This window comes from Psychrobacter sp. D2 (assembly GCF_013608135.1).
GTDB classification, from domain to species: domain Bacteria; phylum Pseudomonadota; class Gammaproteobacteria; order Pseudomonadales; family Moraxellaceae; genus Psychrobacter; species Psychrobacter cryohalolentis.
In genome coordinates this window covers 570,302-589,232 of the sequence record NZ_JACDXZ010000001.1, presented here as the reverse complement: position 1 = coordinate 589,232, position 18,931 = coordinate 570,302, and the positions used below count along the sequence as shown (strand labels likewise).

The 18,931-nt window shown below is 42.0% G+C and carries 15 protein-coding genes; 4 read left to right on the top strand and 11 right to left on the bottom strand.

The window, feature by feature from the left end; translation table 11 throughout:
• Nucleotides 1-61: 61 nt before the first annotated feature.
• Nucleotides 62-862, bottom strand: coding sequence for a 1-acyl-sn-glycerol-3-phosphate acyltransferase (locus H0262_RS02520; RefSeq protein WP_020442736.1), 801 nt, complete (start codon nt 860-862; stop codon nt 62-64).
• Nucleotides 863-1,275: 413 nt separating this feature from the next.
• Between H0262_RS02520 and hflX the strand changes: the two genes are divergently transcribed.
• From hflX to H0262_RS02500, 4 genes are all read left to right on the top strand, one after another.
• Nucleotides 1,276-2,745, top strand: a complete 1,470-nt coding sequence (gene hflX / locus H0262_RS02515) for a ribosome rescue GTPase HflX (protein ID WP_181209575.1) — start codon at nt 1,276-1,278, stop codon at nt 2,743-2,745.
• A gap of 283 nt (nt 2,746-3,028) precedes the next feature.
• Nucleotides 3,029-3,457, top strand: coding sequence for a CidA/LrgA family protein (locus H0262_RS02510; RefSeq protein WP_181209574.1), 429 nt, complete (start codon nt 3,029-3,031; stop codon nt 3,455-3,457).
• A gap of 31 nt (nt 3,458-3,488) precedes the next feature.
• Nucleotides 3,489-4,178 (top strand): LrgB family protein, encoded by a 690-nt coding sequence (locus tag H0262_RS02505; RefSeq protein WP_181209573.1) that lies wholly within the window; start codon nt 3,489-3,491, stop codon nt 4,176-4,178.
• A gap of 592 nt (nt 4,179-4,770) precedes the next feature.
• Nucleotides 4,771-5,592: a lytic transglycosylase domain-containing protein gene (locus H0262_RS02500; RefSeq protein ID WP_181209572.1), complete on the top strand. Its 822-nt coding sequence runs from the start codon at nt 4,771-4,773 to the stop codon at nt 5,590-5,592.
• Between the two features lie 134 nt (nt 5,593-5,726).
• On the opposite strand, the gene tsf is transcribed toward H0262_RS02500, so the two are convergent.
• The 10 genes from tsf to H0262_RS02450 form a co-directional block, all read right to left on the bottom strand.
• Complete coding sequence (tsf, locus tag H0262_RS02495) at nt 5,727-6,611, bottom strand: translation elongation factor Ts (protein WP_011512758.1); 885 nt, start codon at nt 6,609-6,611, stop codon at nt 5,727-5,729.
• 256 nt (nt 6,612-6,867) lie between these two features.
• A complete protein-coding gene (gene rpsB / locus H0262_RS02490; protein ID WP_011279657.1) occupies nt 6,868-7,662 on the bottom strand; it encodes a 30S ribosomal protein S2 in 795 nt (264 codons plus the stop codon).
• A gap of 356 nt (nt 7,663-8,018) precedes the next feature.
• Nucleotides 8,019-8,468, bottom strand: coding sequence for a chemotaxis protein CheX (locus tag H0262_RS02485; protein ID WP_020442731.1), 450 nt, complete (start codon nt 8,466-8,468; stop codon nt 8,019-8,021).
• A 41-nt stretch (nt 8,469-8,509) separates the two neighbouring features.
• Nucleotides 8,510-8,959: a chemotaxis protein CheX gene (locus H0262_RS02480; RefSeq protein ID WP_020442730.1), complete on the bottom strand. Its 450-nt coding sequence runs from the start codon at nt 8,957-8,959 to the stop codon at nt 8,510-8,512.
• 46 nt (nt 8,960-9,005) lie between these two features.
• Nucleotides 9,006-9,368, bottom strand: a complete 363-nt coding sequence (locus H0262_RS02475) for a response regulator (protein WP_011512755.1) — start codon at nt 9,366-9,368, stop codon at nt 9,006-9,008.
• 20 nt (nt 9,369-9,388) lie between these two features.
• Nucleotides 9,389-11,590 carry an ATP-binding protein gene (locus H0262_RS02470; RefSeq protein WP_181209571.1) on the bottom strand — a complete coding sequence of 734 codons (2,202 nt, stop codon included), beginning with the start codon at nt 11,588-11,590 and terminating at the stop codon, nt 9,389-9,391.
• Nucleotides 11,591-11,602: 12 nt separating this feature from the next.
• Nucleotides 11,603-12,475: a transporter substrate-binding domain-containing protein gene (locus H0262_RS02465; RefSeq protein ID WP_011512753.1), complete on the bottom strand. Its 873-nt coding sequence runs from the start codon at nt 12,473-12,475 to the stop codon at nt 11,603-11,605.
• Nucleotides 12,476-12,843: 368 nt separating this feature from the next.
• The gene (locus H0262_RS02460) at nt 12,844-14,103 is read right to left on the bottom strand and encodes a multidrug effflux MFS transporter (RefSeq protein ID WP_181209570.1); all 1,260 of its coding nucleotides are present in this window, start codon (nt 14,101-14,103) and stop codon (nt 12,844-12,846) included.
• A 197-nt stretch (nt 14,104-14,300) separates the two neighbouring features.
• Nucleotides 14,301-15,113, bottom strand: a complete 813-nt coding sequence (locus H0262_RS02455; protein WP_011512751.1) for a crotonase/enoyl-CoA hydratase family protein — start codon at nt 15,111-15,113, stop codon at nt 14,301-14,303.
• A 126-nt stretch (nt 15,114-15,239) separates the two neighbouring features.
• Nucleotides 15,240-18,746 carry an ATP-binding protein gene (locus H0262_RS02450; protein ID WP_181209569.1) on the bottom strand — a complete coding sequence of 1,169 codons (3,507 nt, stop codon included), beginning with the start codon at nt 18,744-18,746 and terminating at the stop codon, nt 15,240-15,242.
• Nucleotides 18,747-18,931: the final 185 nt, after the last annotated feature.

The following is an 18,931-nucleotide window of genomic DNA, read 5'->3' as shown; positions in this document are numbered from 1 at the left end:
AACTACTAAGATTTGCGCCTTTTTTATACACGTTTAAATAACCAATTTAAAGCGTATAGAATTAAACTTTCGCTATTTTGGTCAATACACGCGAATGTAATTCAGCTAAGCCTTCTTGCATACGTAATTGTAATAAATCTGTCAGCTGACTTTTGCTCAAACCTTTAGGATCGATTGCTTCTAGTGGTAAGACGTAAGCGGTGACATCTTTACTATCTAAAACCTTTTTCAAACTGTCTTTCATCGTCAGCTTGCCGTAATAAGGCAGTTCTTCACTTAAGGTACCGTCTTTATTGACATACGCAATCACTAGCGGGCGCACAGGCACATCAGCATCTATCGCCGCTTGTAGCAAGGTGCCATGAATACGTTTGATTTTTTTGCCATCTGTGGTGGTCGCTTCAGGGAAAAAGATAACCGAGAAGCCTTTGGTTAAAAAGTTAGCAATTTGCGACGCAACTGAGCCGACATCACCGGAACCACGCTCGATAAATACTGTGCCCGCTGCGTGTGCCAGCTTACCAAAGATAGGCCATTCACCAATCTCGGCTTTGGATAAGAAAAAAGCAGGGCTCACTGTACCGACCACAGGGATGTCCATCCACGATACATGGTTAGAAACCCATAGCCCGTGATGTTGCTCTACGCGCTCAACGGCGATAACCTTGACGCCAAAAGAGCCTGCCATTTTGCGACAAAAAGCTTGAATGTAGCGCGGCAGTGTTTCGCGTGGTGGCTGTTTAAATGCCCCGATACGTTGGGCGGCGCGTAGCCCACCAGCAATTGTGGTGGTCATACCAGCAATCTGTTTGCCGCGCCCCAATTGCTGTTTGATTGAAAAGCCTGTCTTGGGTTGGCTCATCTGTGTCCCTCGTAATTAAAACTTATGATTATATATGGTAAACAAACGCAATGAGTATAACAAAGTTTATGCAGTCAGTGACGACTTGTTCACTGAGTTATGAATAGGTTTTGTGAGTAATTTGCTGCTAATGTCTCTAACTGATTCAGTTTAGAAAGAATATTACGCTGCCAAGATAAAATCCTACTTAATGAACGCTGTAACATAAAATCATCGCTAATTGTGTGAATACGCTTTAATATCAACTGATAAGACCACATATAAATGGTTATCTGAACGCAACTATGATGGTTATCCTATTTAGATAAGCTGGGTAATTTACTCAATATGTTGAATAAAACCCAAATATTTAGAACTCACATTTAGGATAGCCAGCGTTGCGATTTATTTACTTTATGGATAGGTGATACTCTTTGGAATATTTTGAAAGACATACCGGTGGCGAGCGCGCCATCATCGTACATTTAGACATCCGCCAAATTCAAGATCCTGATGATTTAGGTGAATTTGAATTATTGGCAGACTCAGCAGGCGCAGACCGCTTGGCACTCGTCACAGGCTCACGTGCCCGTCCTGATGCCAGATATTTCGTTGGTAGCGGCAAAGCAGAAGAGATAGCAGAATTGGTGCGCGAGCATGATGCGGACATCGTTCTTTTTAACCACAGCTTATCGCCTTCACAAGAGCGTAATATTGAAGCCTTGGTACAATGCCGCGTACTTGATCGCACGGGTCTGATTTTGGACATTTTCGCGCAGCGTGCACGTACTTACGAAGGTAAGCTACAAGTAGAGCTGGCACAGCTTAACCATTTGTCGACACGTTTGGTGCGTGGTTGGACGCATTTGGAACGTCAAAAAGGGGGTATTGGTCTACGTGGACCCGGTGAAACCCAGCTTGAGACGGATCGTCGCTTGCTACAAGTGCGAGTCATGCAGCTCAAAAGTAGAATCGAAAAAGTCAGACAGACGCGTGCGCAAGGTCGAGCTCGCCGTCAAAAATCAGATGTACCGACTATTTCACTTGTGGGTTATACCAATGCTGGTAAGTCTACTTTGTTTAATCGCTTGGTCGATGAAAACATCTATGCAGCCGACAAACTGTTTGCGACACTCGATCCGACGTTACGCCGCTTAGATTGGCAAGGTGTAGGACGTGTGGTACTGGTCGACACAGTAGGTTTTGTCCGTCATCTTCCACATGAATTGGTTGAATCTTTCCATGCGACCTTAGAAGAGACGCTTGAAGCAGACCTATTGCTCCATGTCATCGATTCTTCGAGCGAAGATATGCATGAGCAAATTCAGGCGGTGAAAGACGTACTGGCTGAAATTGATAATGATGTGCCTGTGCTTAATGTCTACAACAAGATTGATTTGACCGATGAGCCTGCACGTATCGGTTATGCTAGCGAAGGTCAACCCAACCGCGTCTATGTTTCTTCTAGAGAAAACTTAGGCATGGAAGAGTTGTCATTGGCCGTGCAGCAATTACTGACTGGCACACTGACTACCTTTGATTTGACCCTACCTTATAGCGCAGGGCAGTTAAAAAATGCCTTGTATGAGCTCGGCGTTATTCAAGAAGAAAGCTATGATGACAGTGGTCATGAGTGCTTAACGATTCGCTTGCCAAGCGATAGACTGAGACAGTTACTTGGTCAAGCCAACTTAGAGCCTCTAGATGTATTGCCATTAGCGCAAGCAACATTGCTGATGCCGATACTTGAAGAGTTTGAGCAGCCTGATGATGTAGAAGAACAAACGATGACGGATGCTGAAGAAAAAGCGTTTGCTGAATTTGAGGCGTTAAATGCTGAAGCTGAGAGAGTAGCGGAAGACTTGCTGATAGAAGATACTCAAACATCCGACTTGCAAAAATAAGTCATTTACTTAAAATACTTTGAATAAAATTAAAAAGGACGCTATTTATTAATAGTGTCCTTTTTAATGCTGAATCAACATAGCGCACAAGAGAAACTCGTATTAGCAACAGCTATATATCGATGTATCGATTTTATTACTTACAGACTATATGGTCACTATTGACCGATACGCTTTATTAGTTGCGACACTCTATATATAATCTTTTATATACTGCACTCGTGATTCTCCTCTCACTCATCTTTTTACTCTTTTATCTATCCCTGACGTGGTCCACTTGCTTATGAAGTCTACCCATTCTTCAAAAATGCCCTTATGGATGGCATTACTACTGACGCTCGCCATTGTTGTTACTGTACGTGAGTCGGCAGTATTTGTCTGTCAGTTGGCGGGTATTGAAAAAGCGGCCAATATCGTCGGCTTACTGACCATGTTTTTTATTCTGATGATTTGGCGATTTATCAAAGGTATTCCAGGCTGGCTTACCCAAGCGAGTAATACTTTACTTGTCGATAGTGGCTTTGCTTTTTTGCCAGTTTCAGCCGGTGCAGGCTTGCTGTTATTTGCTTTAGGAGATGAGCTATGGGGCTTTATGCTTACCATACTGATTAGTACGCTGATACCGATTTGGGGATTTGCCGTGTTATCCAATCGTTGGCTGAACCGTAATAATGATATGAACGGCAACACTACTATTAATGAGCAAAAATGACAGCCTTGAGCGGTATGAATAAAGGAATCTTATGAGTTTTGATAATGTGTTTGTGGCAACCTTTGCGGCGATATTACTGACTTTAGCAGCCCATATAATTGCTCGCATATTGGCACGCAAACTTTCATGGTTACCGATGGTCATTACCGCACTAGTATTGGTCGTTATATTTCTATTCATTTTCCAATGGGATTACAATAATTATTACGCCGTTGCCAAACCCGTTTTTGACCATCTATTAGGTTATGTTACTGTCTTATTGGCAATACCTTTGGCTGCCATGAATTTCAAAGGTTTACCTATCAAGAAACTTGTCTTGATTGTGGCGATGGCAAGTTTGATTGGTGCATTATTACCGATGTCATTAGCCTATCTATTTTCACTCAGTCACGATACGATATTAGCATTTGCCAGTCGTTCAGTGACCACGCCGATTGGTCTAAGTATCGCAGATTTAATCAAAGCACCTCTAGCGATGGCAAACCTGATTATTATCGTTTCAGGTCTCATTGGCGGGACATTAGCGCGTTTCTTATTTATTGGCATTGAAGATGACCGTGCCAAAGGCTTAGCGCTTGGCTTAGTCGCTCATGCGTTTGGCACCGTAGAAGCATGGCAAATCAGTCATACAGCGGGCAGATATGCCGCGTTTGGCTTGGCAGTGAATGGTTTGGTCACTGCTGTCTGGGTACCTATATTTGTCACGGCACTGTCTGCTTAATAGTCCTTTAATATAGCACTGCTATTCTATAGTCAATTCCAAATAAAACAGATACCTTGTATCCCAACGCAGTACTGGTATAAATTTTTCTGGCGTGCTGTGCCTACGCCGACAGAGGCTGCGTAAAATTCATCCCAGTCCTGCTGTATCGCTTTAATACTGAATTCACTATAGTACGGCTGCGAATATTTAGATGCATCGTGTATTTCAATGCTTTTTGGCCAATATTAGTGATAATAGCCCTCCTCTATTTTGCCTTCACTGTAAATGGTCTGTGGCTACTTCTGACCTCGCACTTAATAAGGTACACTGCAATACCATATTGATTTTATTAAAAATTTTTACAATTTAAATGTTTGTTTGGCCAGCTTGTCAGGGCAATCAGATGTAGTAAAAAGTTATTATATGTTATAGTAAGCAACTATTATTTTTTGTATCTATTGCAATTGGTTTTGTTAACCGTGGTTCTGCGTTGTAGCACTTAAGCTTAGTGACTATGAAATATTGCAGACAGGATAACCGCTTTATTGCGCAAACCAATGCGTCCATAAGCAAGGCAATTTGCTACTACTCGATAAAAAGTGATAACCCTATGATAAATGTTGCACCTTTCATAACCCGCTGCTTGTCTCCCGTTTTACTCACCGCCGTTGCCCTATCTAGCCTACCTATCGCTGCTCAAGCAGGCAATATGTATATCTATAAAGACAAAGGCGGACAAGTACTTCTCACCAACGTCAATCCCAGTGGTAATTTTGATAAATTTACTAAAAAAGTAAAAGTCACTTATTATAAAGATTCTAGTCTATATGATGGTGGTAGTAGCAGTAATAGCAATGACTATGGGAACAGCTCTGCAAGCAGCAGCGGTACTCGTAACTCTTATGATAGCTATATTCTGGCTTCAGCGCAGCGCCACGGTGTCGATCCAGGACTTATGAAAGCCATGATGCATACTGAATCAGCCTTTAATCCCAATGCTCGCTCACCAGTCGGTGCGCAGGGTCTGATGCAGCTAATGCCAGCTACAGCACGTCGATTTAAAGTGAGTAACCCTTGGAATCCTGCTGATAATATTGAAGGTTCTGCCAAATATATCGCTTGGCTGATGCGCCGCTTTAACAACAACGTCGAGTTTGCGGTCGCGGGTTATAATGCAGGTGAAGGTAACGTCGATAAATATAATGGCATTCCACCGTTTAAAGAAACGCGTAACTATGTCAAAAGTGTGATGAGCCGCTATCATAGCCTGTATAAAAACGACTCAGGGCTATCTGGTAATACGATGAATGCTAATAATAGCAATACTGCCAATACCAGTAATGGCAGTGGCATGCAAAACGTTAGTTATGGCACGAGTAGCAACAGTAATAGCGCAAGCTATGCCAACTCTGCTTATTTGGCATTGCGTTAATCCAAAATAAAAATCACAGACATAAAAAACCCGTTAAATAAATAACGGGCTTTTTTATGCTCGATTGCTTCTTATATCAAACAATCTATAAGTACTGAGCAAAAACAAACTCAGTACTTACTGCATTTTAAAACTTACTTGTTAGCTAATGCTTGAGTTGCAGCAACTTCAGCAGCGAAATCTTCTTGCTTCTTCTCAATGCCTTCACCGACTTCTAGACGTTTGAAGCCAAGTACTTTTACGCCTTCAGCTTTTAGTACGTCACCAACTTTTTTCTCATTGTCCATAACGTATGGCTGACGTAATAAAGTAACTTCTTCTAGGTACTTACGTAGGCCACCTTCGATCATTTTTTCAACGATGTTGTCAGGCTTGCCAGACTCACGTGCTTTTGCTTCAATGATGTCTTTTTCGCGTGCTAATAAATCAGCAGCGACGTCTTCATCAGCAACAGCAACAGGGTTGAATGCAGCGATGTGCATAGCAAGGTTTTTGCCAGTTTCTGCACTGCCACCTTCATAAGATACCACTACGCCGATACGTAGACCATGGCGGTATGCAGCAATGTTAGCGCCTTCAAGTACTTCAACACGGCGGATTTGGATATTCTCACCGATTTTTTGTACTAGAGATACACGTGCTTCTTCAACTGTTTGACCATTGCCATATGGCAATTCAGCAATAGCAGCTACGTCAGTCACATTGTTTTCTAATGCAAGGTTCGCTACTGTTTCTGCAAATGCAGCGAAGTTTTCATCTTTTGCAACGAAGTCAGTTTGGCAGTTCACTTCTAACAAGAATGCTTTGCTGTCGCCTTGAGCGATGATGATAGCGCCGTCAGCTGCGATGTTACCCGCTTTTTTAGCCGCTTTTGCTTGACCAGATTTACGTAGGTTATCAATGGCAGTTTCGACATCACCGTTTGATTCTTCTAACGCTTTTTTACATTCCATCATGCCAAGACCAGTACGGTCACGCAATTCTTTTACCATTTTGGCAGATACTTTTACTTCTGACATAAGAGTTACCTTTTATTATGTAGGTGAGCATTATTATATATGGGAGTGCACAATATCTAAACGCACTTGAATTCTGTATAGTGGCTTAACAACGCCACTTTAACAAATCCGCTTTAACAATAAGGCATGACGAGTAATACTACATCATGCCTATTGTTTGTCTTTATGCTGTCTATACTATAAGTCATGTTATATGACTACCAATAGACAAACTATCAAGGCAGCCTTACAACATCAAACCATATCACTCAGCGATTTATTCTGCTGGAGTAGCAGCTTCTTCAGTTTGAGCATCAGCCGCTTCTTCAGTAGCAGGTGCTTCTTGCTCAGCTTTACCACCAGCTTGAGTTTGTGCGTATTCTTTACCGGCGATGATTGCATCAGCCATAGAAGTTACGTACAAAGTCACAGCACGGATAGCATCATCGTTTGCTGGGATGATGTAATCAACGTTATCAGGGTTAGAGTTAGTATCAACGATACCGATAACTGGGATACCTAGGTTTTTAGCTTCTTTAATAGCGATTGCTTCATGATCTACGTCTACAACGAAGATTGCGTCAGGTAGACCGCCCATGTCTTTGATACCGCCCAATGAACGCTCAAGTTTTTCCATATCGCGAGTACGCTCTAACGCTTCACGCTTAGTAAGCTTAGCGAAAGTACCGTCTTCAGCTTGTTTTTCTAGCTCTTTTAGACGATTGATTGACTGGCGTAGTGTTTTCCAGTTAGTCAACATACCACCTAACCAGCGATGGTCAACGTATGGCATGCCAGCACGTGCTGCTTGCTCAGCGATAACGCCGCTAGCTGCGCGTTTAGTACCAACAAATAATACTTTGTTTTTCTTAGCAGCTAAGCCGTTAACGTAAGTCAATGCTTCGTTAAACGCTTTTACAGTGTGCTCAAGGTTAATGATGTGAATCTTGTTACGGGCACCAAAAATATATGGACCCATTTTTGGATTCCAAAAACGTGTTTGGTGACCAAAGTGAGCGCCGGCTTGTAATAAGTCGCGCATTTCGATTTTGGTTGGATTCTTTGTAGCCATGTTAAATGTCCTGTTGGTTGGGTTATGCCTCCACATCACAAAAACTGCCTATCTAGCGACACGCATCTGCTATGAGTTAGGTATATCAATGAAGTACCTAGCCATGAAGCAAATTAATCAAGTCGCCAAACACCCAGCAATTCTTTGCCATGATGTGTGTGTCATTGGTTGATGGGTTGGTTAAAGAACTGAGCTACGATTTGAACGTACAGAATACTATATGATAAAAAATAGCTGGGCTGTATTTTATCATATAACGCTTAGCGACTGCTAGCGCTATTATAAGGTTTAAGTGGATGATAATGCATAAAAAAACGACGGTGAGACGTCGTTTTTTTAATCAATTTGGAATAAGATTAAGCGATACTGATACCGATGACTGCTTTATAGCCTCGCCACGTAAATGGCGTGACATAGCTTTGGCGGTCTTTTGGTAGATAAGGAATACTGGGTATACCTTCAATAATCTTGGGCGGTGAGATAATAAAATCGGCACCAAACTCGGTACGAGCGTTGCCAGAGATGGTATTTGCCATCTCACCCAACAAGTCTTTCATCATCGTCATAGAGGAGTCAGGCTCGCCCATCACTTTGATAACTTCACGCAACATATTGCTTGGAGCACTGACATAGACACAGCCTTCAAGCGGTCCAGATATTTTAATCATGCCACTATAATCATAACCAACAGCATTTTTATTACTGTTTAGGTAAGGCGTATCAATGACCACTGCCTCAGCATCAATCTGCGCAAAAAATGCACTGATTGAACTTAAAAAGACGCCTAACTTTTCTACATTAACCATAATTGTTCATCGTCCATAGTTATCATCACGGGGTTGTGTATTCAATCTTGCAAACAAACCACAATCTCTCCGATTTGACTGCGCCAACTCACTGGAATGATAAAAGAACGGCCACTTTTAGGCAAAATGATACTTTGCGGCGAGCCTTTAAAGACAAACGGGACAGAGATATGAAATTCTGGACCAAACTCGTGACGGGCATTACCCGAAACCGTATTGGCAACCTCGCCTGCTAAATCGACTAGATTGTCCTCACCTTTATCTATCTCGCCCATACTGTCTAGAATACTGCTCAATAACGCTGTGGTCGCCGTAAAATAAACCACCCCTTTTTGCACCCCTGATATACCGATGACGCCCGTATAATCATGGACTTTTGGCTGTTGGTTTTCTAACAAGTAAGGCGTATCGACCACCAACTCATCATTACCAAACTGAGTAAAATAGTTGGTAATGATACTCACAAAAATTTGTAAATTTTGCTCTTTCATAATGTGTGTTCTTTAATAAGGTATTTATTAAAATTATTGGACAATATTAGTCTTGTACCAACTCATACAAAGACTCTACCAGCTCTTCTTCTGAAAAAGGCTTGCACAAGAACCCACTCGCGCCCAATGATAACGCTTCAATGCCAGTAGATTTGTCAGACAAGGCTGAGACCACCAAGATACGAACGTCAGGGTCGATAGCAATAATTTTTTCAATACATTCAAGACCGTCCATTTGCGGCATGGTCAAATCCATGGTCACCACATCTGGACGATGGATATTGAACTTTTCAAGCGCTTGAACCCCGCTGGTTGCCGTAGCAACCAACATGAATTGACCCGAGTCATAAGCGCGCTGAATACGGTTTCGAATAATATTTGAATCATCGACGATCATTAATTTATACATAGATTTTTTATTGTCCTTAATTACGCAGCAGGCAAGGTAATGACAAAACGGGTCATTTTTCCAAGCTCAGTATTTACATTCAGCTTACCGTTGTGCTCTTTGACCAACGCCTTGATAACGTCTAAGCCCACACCGCGACCGCCATCTTCATCGGCATGTTCTTTGGTCGAGAAACCAGAAGCAAACAAGGTTTTGAGCAGATCACCATGAGTCATCTGACTTGCCTCTTCTTGCGTGAAACGACCATCAGCAATCAGCTTATGACGAATGCCTTCATAATCAATACCTTGACCGTCATCTTGCAGTGCGATGATTAAGTTTTGACTGTCACGTTGCATTTCTAAGTCGATACTACCGATGGCAGACTTGCCCGCTGACTGACGCGCTTCAGGTGATTCGATACCATGTACCACTGCATTACGTAGCAACTGAATACTGATTTCTTTGATCGGTTGTTTGAGGCGTTCAGGGATGTTTATATGTGCTAAATTATGACCGTTAAGCTGTATTTTCTTGCCTTGTCTAACAGCAATGTCTTTAGCAAAATCTTGGTAATAAGAGAGATGCTCGTCATCTGACTCATCGCTCAAATCGATTTCATTACCGCCATCGACATTTATGTTAGTGGTAGCAACGTCTGCTACTTGAGATTGGACAACACTTGGTTGTGGTGCAGTCTTTACTGGCATTACAGGTTTTGCATTATTGTTAGCTTTTGGCGCTGCCTGATTGATACGTTCACCTAGCGTTTCAATGGTATTCGATAGGCTCAATAAGTCATCTAAATGCACGGCGAGCGGTAAGAAGTTATTACCCGACAGCTTGCCTTGATTTTGCAGCGCATCAAGCTTATCTTCAGCGTCTGACGCGATTTTGGTAAAGCTATGCAGTTTAAGCGCAGATGCCTCACCTTTTAGACTATGCATTTCACGATAAATCGCTTTTAGCTTACCCTCAAGCTCAAATTGCGAGCTACCAGGATTTTTCAAGATATTGTTCATCTTATCGATGTGAGCTTTGGTATTACTAATAAACTCATTAATAATTTTTGGATTCACGTTTAAGATGGTCGTCAACATCTCAATCTGCATATCATTTTGCGAGCGTTCTTTTTCTAGGCGCTGCTCTAAATATACTGCATCTGAGACGTCATTGACGTTGACCAAAATACGGGCAATGTCTTTATCTTCATAGACGCGTGAAAACTTAAAGTCTAAGAAGCGACTGGTGGTACTCTCTTCTCCAGACGCATTGTGTAGCATGACTTTATGCAAAGGATTCAAAGAATCAACCAGCTTTTCTTTGACACGTGGGTTGTATAACTGCTCGATAAACTGACGGGTGGTTCTCAAATCTTTGTCTGAGATACGGCCACGCAGTACATCGGCAAAGTTTTCTCCTGCCAACCTATCCTCACCAATAATGCCGTTAAGCGCGCGAGAATGCTGCTGACCAATATTCAAATCCTTATCCAACAAGAACAGGCCGGTATTAACCGTTTCCATAATTTCTTGCGTTTCACGACGAGCGGCCAACGCTTCAGCATCTGTATCACGCAGACGACGTACAAAGAAAAATACGAAGATTAGGAAGTAAGCAAAAATAGCTGCAACACCCAATACCTGAATGAGTCGGATAGTACTTGCTTGGCGTTCAGCATTGATAAACACTTCATCGGTGAGCTGGTCTAACGAATCGTTAATTAGTAGACTCGATGTTTTTGCCTGTTCAACCGCTTGAATCAATTCATCAGATGAATCGACCATGATGTTGTCAGCGTCTTTAAGGTAAGTCTGAATCTTAGGCTCTAAAAGTAACCACTGCTCATTCGCCGCAGCGACTTTGGTTTGAGAGTTATTATTAATCTTCGGTAAGTCATAGCTTTTACCATCGACATCGGTAATTTCACCACCCTGTTCAATGGCAGTGATAGAGCTAGTAATAAGCGCTGTATTTTGCTCCAAACGTTCTAATACTCGTTGTATATGCGGCGAGTTGGTGTCTTCACCGTAACTGCTATCCAAGTCAAATAAGTCTTTAATTACCGCTTGGGCGCTATTAGCAACTTGGTTGGTTTTATCAATCAAAACTGTATTTCTTTCAAGCAAGCTTGAGGTATAAAAAGTAAACGCTAGCAAGGCGCCAATCAAAGATAAAAATAGTGCAATCGAAATAATCAGACTGCGATAGCGCTTATTATCGACATTGTGTGTGGTTGCCATCTTTATAGTCCCTTAGCTCGATTGCTGATTATTTGAAGTACTTTTGGTCGCAGGCTCAGTCGCACCCAGCCATTTCTCTTCAATCTCTTTAAATGTGCCTTTTGCTTTTAGCTTGGTAATGCCTTCATTTACACTCTTGATCAGCTTGGTATTTTCTTTTGCCATCAACACGACTTGCTGTGCTGAAGGCGCATCCGCTGCTTCATAAGGGACAATCTTAACTTTATGTTCTGGATAACCTTTTATAATGTATTGCAAAACTGGCATATCATATAAGAACACATCAGTATTACCTTGAACTAAGTCCTGATAAGCCAAAAATGCAGTAGATCTTGAAACCAGCTCAACTGAGCTGCCCATCTCTTTTAGAGTGTCTTCTTCTTTAGAACCCTCTAAAGTACCTGTTTTTAGACCTTTGATATCATTTAAATCTTTGATATCAAACTTTCCTTCCAAATACATAATAGTAGCTGGATTGAAAAAGTAAGGCGTTGATAGACCATATCTAATTGCACGATCATCTTTATAAGAAATACCAGAAATAGCTAAATCACGCTTTCCCGATTCCACACTATCGAACATATCCTGCCATGACTCTTTGTAGAATTCGACTTTAAAGCCTTGCTCTTCCCCAATGGCTCTAATCGAATCGACATCAGTGCCTTGCATGTTGCCATAATCATCTTGAAATGAGAAAGGCGGTAAATCACCAGTCATTGCCACCTTTAATGTCGGTGCTGTAGCAGGAAGTTTACTGACAAAATTGTCTTTATGTTCCGTTACTGTTGCGCCAGCTGCATTAGCGTTGTCTTGGGTAGAAGAATTTCCACACCCAAATAAGCCTACACTCAATATAATCGGTAATGCTCGATATAATAGTTTCATCTCTTATCCTTAAGCCTCAATTTTATTCAAAATAATCAATTTTAAAAACAATTCTGTAAGTTTAAGAAAGATATAAAAAACACTTAATTACAGAAAATTACCTTAGATAATAATTGAGCAACTCAGTCATTGCAATCACTTTGTTTTATCAAGGCAAACAATTGTTTATATATAACCAGAAATGTATATACAATATATAAAGCAGGTTCAAGATTTTTACCTATCAAGCTAAGCGTACTGAGGCTTGTACCAAAAATAGATATTATTAACAATGAATAAAAAAAGCATAAAAAAAAGCATTCAGACGATGAATACGTACTGAATACTTTTTTACTGATGAATATTAATAAATAGAATTTGTCAGTTAATTAATCTGCATTATCTAAATCCAAATTACGATCTATCTGCCAAATTAAATAGCAACCAAGACTCATCAGTGCAAACATCGCGATACCGATTTTCAGTACTGGATTGACAGGGAATAAGTTTAATAACAATCCACCAAAGATACCTACTGAGAACATAAGCGAGCCTTGTAGCGCACTGGCCATACCAGCACGGCGCTTTTGAAAAGCAAGCGCAATCGCTGAAGCGTTGGGCTGTGTCAAACCTAGACCTGAGATACAAAAGAAAATACAGACTAAGACTAATGGCAACCAAGCATCGGTGCCAAATACGATACCAAGGGTAAATAGAGCCCCCGCTGAGATGACCTGCATCATCGCACCAAAACGTAAAATACTCAAAATACGGAAGCGATTGGTCAGCCATTGGTTAAGCTGCGTCAATGCCACAAAGCCTGCGGCATTCATACCAAAGAGCCAGCCAAAATGTGTGGCTGACATACCATAGGTATCCATGATAAGTTCAGAGGCTGAGCTGATATAAACGAACATTGCGCCCATCAATAACCCGCCGCCAATCGCCGGATAGCTAAAGGTGGGATCTCTAAGCAAATCCCAATATTGACTGAGTATCTCTTTGGCAGGACGCACAGTGCGGTTTTCTTCGCTAAGGGTCTCAAAAAAGAAAAATTTGGTCAGTAATAAATTTAACGTGCCAAAAGCCGCCAAAAACCAAAAGATAGAATGCCAGCTAAAATACTGCAAAAATACTGCGCCAAGTGATGGTGCTAGTATCGGCGCTAAGCCCATTACCAAAATCATGATAGAAAACGCTTTTGCTGTTTGCTTAGCGGTTAGACGGTCTCGAATCGCAGCACGGGTAACCACTGCTCCTACGCAAGCACCGAGCGCTTGCAAGGTACGACCAGCGAACAACACATATTCATTGTTGGTGGTTGCACAAATAATAGAGGCAATCACATATAAGACCATGCCTATATATAAAGGCTTGACACGGCCAACGCGGTCACTAAAGGGACCATAAAACAATTGACCAAATACCAATCCGACAAAGTAAGCAGGTACGGAGTTTGCCATAAAGGCTGTCGACACACCAAAGTCATCTGCCATCGATGGTAACGCTGGCAGATACATATCAATAGATAAAGGTCCTACCGCAACGATAAGACCCAGAATCATAATCCATGCGACAGGTAAGTCGGCAGAGCGCACGCGGTCAGCAGCAAGCGGTTTATTAGGAAGGGGGGATTTTGGAGCAGACATAGTTAAACCATTTGATCTAGTGATTGTTATTTTATTTTTATCGACGAACCGCTACGCAAGCAGACAGTCTTATATCGCACTGTCTGCCTATATTTCAATAGAGGTATCACGTTAATAAAACAAACTTTAATCAATAAAACAATGGTTCGTTTGAAATAAGATGAAGTCATTTAAAACAATAAGCTATCTAAACTGTATTAACGGAACTGGCGCTTGCCAAATACAGTACTGGCTTGCTTCGCTTTTCTAAGGGCAAGTTTACGATTGCGCCCGAACATCATCTTTAATTGCCAGACTTTTTCTATATATAAAGTAGTCGCAGATTGTTCAAACATGGCATTGATAACGCGTTTACTTGCCAGCACAGCATCTGGTGACCGTTCAGCAAATTCAGCGGCAAGTTGCTGCGCTTGCTCAAGTGGCGTCTCACTGCAATGACTGACCAATCCTAGCTCTTTGCCCTGCTCTGCACTAACGATACGGGCTGTCATTGCCAGCTCTTTTAGGATATCAGCGCGTACCACGCCAAAACCAGATTGCGTCAAGCCCATATCTGGTACTAGTCCCCATTTAGCTTCCATAATAGCCAATTTACAATCAGGATGGCTGATACGAATATCACATGCCAGCGCCAGCTGTAAGCCTGCACCTATGCAATATCCTTCAAGTACGGCAATGACAGGTACTGGGACATCACGCCATACTAAGCACACGCGCTGAAATGAGCTTTGCCAAGGTTTGATCAGCTCCCATAGCGCAAAAACTTGGTTTTTGGGGTGATTTAAGTCGCCCAAGTCAATCCCTGCGCAGAAGGTTCCTTCAGCGCCATTTAAAATCACCGCACGTATTGTTTTGTCTTTACTGATGCGACCGGCTACCGCAATCAACTCTTCGACCACTTTAAAGCTCATGGCATTTTTTTTCTCAGGTCGATTGATTGTCACGGTTAAAATATCATCAGTCGCGCTAACTTGTAGTGTTTCATACTGGTAGGTGGCGATAGTGTGCATAATCATCCTTAATAATTGAAATAATAGCTTATATATAGACTGATATTAACAGCCTTGCCTATCTCCTACCTTATCAATAACTGACTGCCACGATATCGTTACCTCTTAGCATCATAAAAATTTTCCTTAAATCATTTTCCAAGTCATATCGTTTTCACTTAGACGATGGTAATTAAGCTGCGGATAAGCAGACAAATCCAGCGTTTGCAAATTATTCAAAGCGGTTAATAAAGCCTCATAGTAAGGCTCTAACATTGCAAACTGTGCAGGCGTGGTATGCTGGATATTTAATAAACACTTATCTTCTAAATCTTGGCTGGCTTGGCGCAGTTGTGGCACGCCCGTATAACGACTGCCGCCCAATATCCGATGAGCGATTTGCGCGAGCATACTGCGATTGTGTGCCTCCCACGCTTGCGTCAATGCTTGTTTTTCCTCATTAATGGTATCAAGCATCATAATGATTAGCTTTGCAGCAAGATCTGGCTTATTGGCTGATCGCGTCAATGCATCTTGCCAATCTAGAATATCCAAGGTATTAAATACAGAAGCATTTAAGTTATTGTCGTTTTGCAGATACACAGTACTGACTGATAGTTCATCTTTATTATCATCGAGCGTTTGAATAGAACGCGTACCAAATGCCGCCTGCCCTTGTTCTTGAAAACGCAGGTTTTCATAGCGTGGCTGCGTTTCGCGCAGGTTTTCACGCCGATAGTCTTCACGTGGTTGACTGTCACGCAGGTAGTCATCACGGATTTTTTTCAGTGACAGAGGTCGCTTTACTCTTTTCTCATTGCTCATCTTGGTAGGTTTATAACTCTGAACCTGCTCGCTTCGAATCATTTGATAGGTAGGCGGCGCTGCATTTTTAGGCGCAGATGAGGAAGGTTGCAGCATCATATTTGGTACATCAGAATTTTGAGCGTCAATGGTTTTTGACTCTAATAGTTGTAAGTCACCTGCTATGCCAAGACCTTGTGGATGCTCATCATTTTCTGCCGTTAATGGTGATGACGAGGCATTACGTCCAAGCCATTTTTGTAATACTTGTAGCAGCTGCGGCTGGCTAATAGGCTTACCAACATAATCATTGATACCACTAGCGACTAATTTATCCCGCTCGTCTGCTAGCCCATGTGCAGTCAGTGCAATAATAGGAATATGACTATCTGCTGCTTCAATCTTACGGATTTGTCGCGCCGCCTCATGCCCTGACATACGTGGCATTTGAATATCCATAAAGATAAGATCGATCCTATCTTTAGGTTGTGCGTTACCCTTTTCTTCTGTCGTTACGTCTTCGATATGTAACGTGCTAACCGCTGATTTACTGACATCATCTCGCGTGACCGCTTTTGAGATTTGAGTTTTTTTCGACAGGCTTTGTTTTTCAGTTTTGGTAGCTTTGATATTTTTCGCTTGCTGTTTACTGATTAGCTCTATCGCATCAAATCCGTTACTGGCCGTAATAACATGAATACCAAGCTCGCTCAGCAGCGCATCAAGCACCAGTAAGTTTGGCAAATGATCGTCAACTGCCAATACGGTAACGCCTTTCCAACGTGGTTCTGCCATACCAGTAGGTACACTACGCTTTTGCGTATCTAGCATCGCATATAACTGTCTCTTGTCTAATGGCTCATACAAGATATTGGCATGGTAACGATTGAGTAGTGCTTGATCAGCGGCAACTTGATAACCAAAGACGGCCAGTTTACCTTGATAATGTAAACGGATTTGCTTAAGCAGCGCCATCATATCGTCTTGGGTATCATCATCAACGATGACCCAGTCCCAATAATTACCACGCTCTTTTAACGATTCAAGCAAACCTGGCAAAGAATTGGCTTGGGTTAGCTTAATAGGCAAATGATGCAGACTAGCTTTCAGTACTTGTATAGACGCGGTATGATTAATCCAAATAAGAACGTTAAATTCATCAGTCGCACTTGCCAATGGTGCCAATACAGGCAGCTCAATGGTTTGTCCTGTCGCTGCCTCTACCACATCAACATGGGCTGGCATACGAAACCAAAACGTCGCGCCTTGATTGGAAATATTCTCTTGCATATTGTCATAAAAACCAATATCGCCGCCCATCAGCCGTGTTAATTGCTTAGAGATGACCAGTCCCAGTCCTGTACCACCATACTGACGCGTGATGGATGGGTCTCCTTGACTAAAGCTTTGAAAGAGCATTTTTTGATCAGACAGCGAGATGCCTTTACCACTGTCTTGCACGCTAATCATCAAATAATTGTCTTGATAGTCATCTAAGCTGACGCGCACCACCACGTCACCGCTATCAGTAAATTTAATCGCATTACCAACGATATTGGTTAGTACTTGTTTGAGGCGCAGCGCATCACCATTGATACGCATTGGCACATCGTTGTAAAACAGTACCGCCATGCGCAGACCTTTTTCTGCAGACACTGGCGACAGCATATCGACCACATCATAGATAGTGTCATAAAGATCAAACTCATGGCGATCTAGTACCAACTTGCCCGCTTCGATTTTAGAGAAATCAAGCACATCATTGACCAATGCCAATAAGTGGGCGGACGATTTACGGATGGTTTGTACATACAAGTCTTGTTCAGGATTGAGCTCACCGTGACGCGCGAGCAAATTAATAAAACCATCAATACTATTGAGCGGCGTACGCAGCTCATGACTGATATTGGCTAAAAACGCTGATTTGGCTTGGCTGGTTGAGATTGCCGCATCACGCGCATTACGAATAGAGATGTTTTGCATCTCCATTTCATCAAAAGCAAGACGCAAATCATCTTCGGTCTGCTCCGCATGTTCTTTCAGCTCTTGAAAACTGACATATAAACGGCGTAATGTTCTCACCAAGTCTTGTTGTAATAGATTTAGTTCACCATTCGACTCAACGGGGATAGGCTGATAAAGATTATCGACGTGAGTACGTTGTAATTGCAGCCGCAGCTCATAAATCGGCGCAATCCAACGTTTTGAATAAATGTTTAAACTTAGTAGTAGAATTAATAACGTAAATAAACCGGTAATCACCAATGCCATAGCGATACGATAGCGCGCAATATAAAGCGGCTCACTATCCATATCGACTAATAACCACAGTGTTTGACCCTCAAATTCACCTAATATACTGCCGTAAGCGGTACCGATAGGAGTGGATTTTTGCGCTAAAAAACGCTCTGATGGATCGATTGCAGGCCACACCTCTTCCGTACCATAGCCAACTGTCGCAAGTATGTCGTTGCTCTGATTGACAATAGCGATACGCTGAACATGTTGCTCTGCCCGCATACGTCTGAGTTTATCTTGGATGCCTTCTAACTTTGCAATCGCAGCTTGCGAGACTTTATTATTGTCATTAGCGTTTTCATTATTATTTTCTGAAGTCTGTATCTTGGCAGCATCTTGCTCTAACAGCTCAGGTATTATCTCTGCAATCGTAGGTGAATAGCGGATAAGCACTGCCTCAGCCAACACTGCTTGCTCTGAATTACTGGCACGCATGGTTTCATAAAACACCAAGATACCGCCCACTGCTGCGAGTAAACAGATGGGCAAAAATACCAATATGACCAGCTGACCATAAGCACTACTGGTATCAAAACGTTTTTTGTAAGCCATACTGGGCACCATCTCCACTACTGTTTTTGTTACTAGCATTTTACAATGCTTTTACTGACCGCTTAGGTATCATCTATTAACGACTATATAGCTTATGATTATCTTAACAGGATTCCATTAGCCGCTGTTAGACAATCATCGATAAAGCTATCTGCTTTAAGCGCCATCAAAAACAAGATGATACA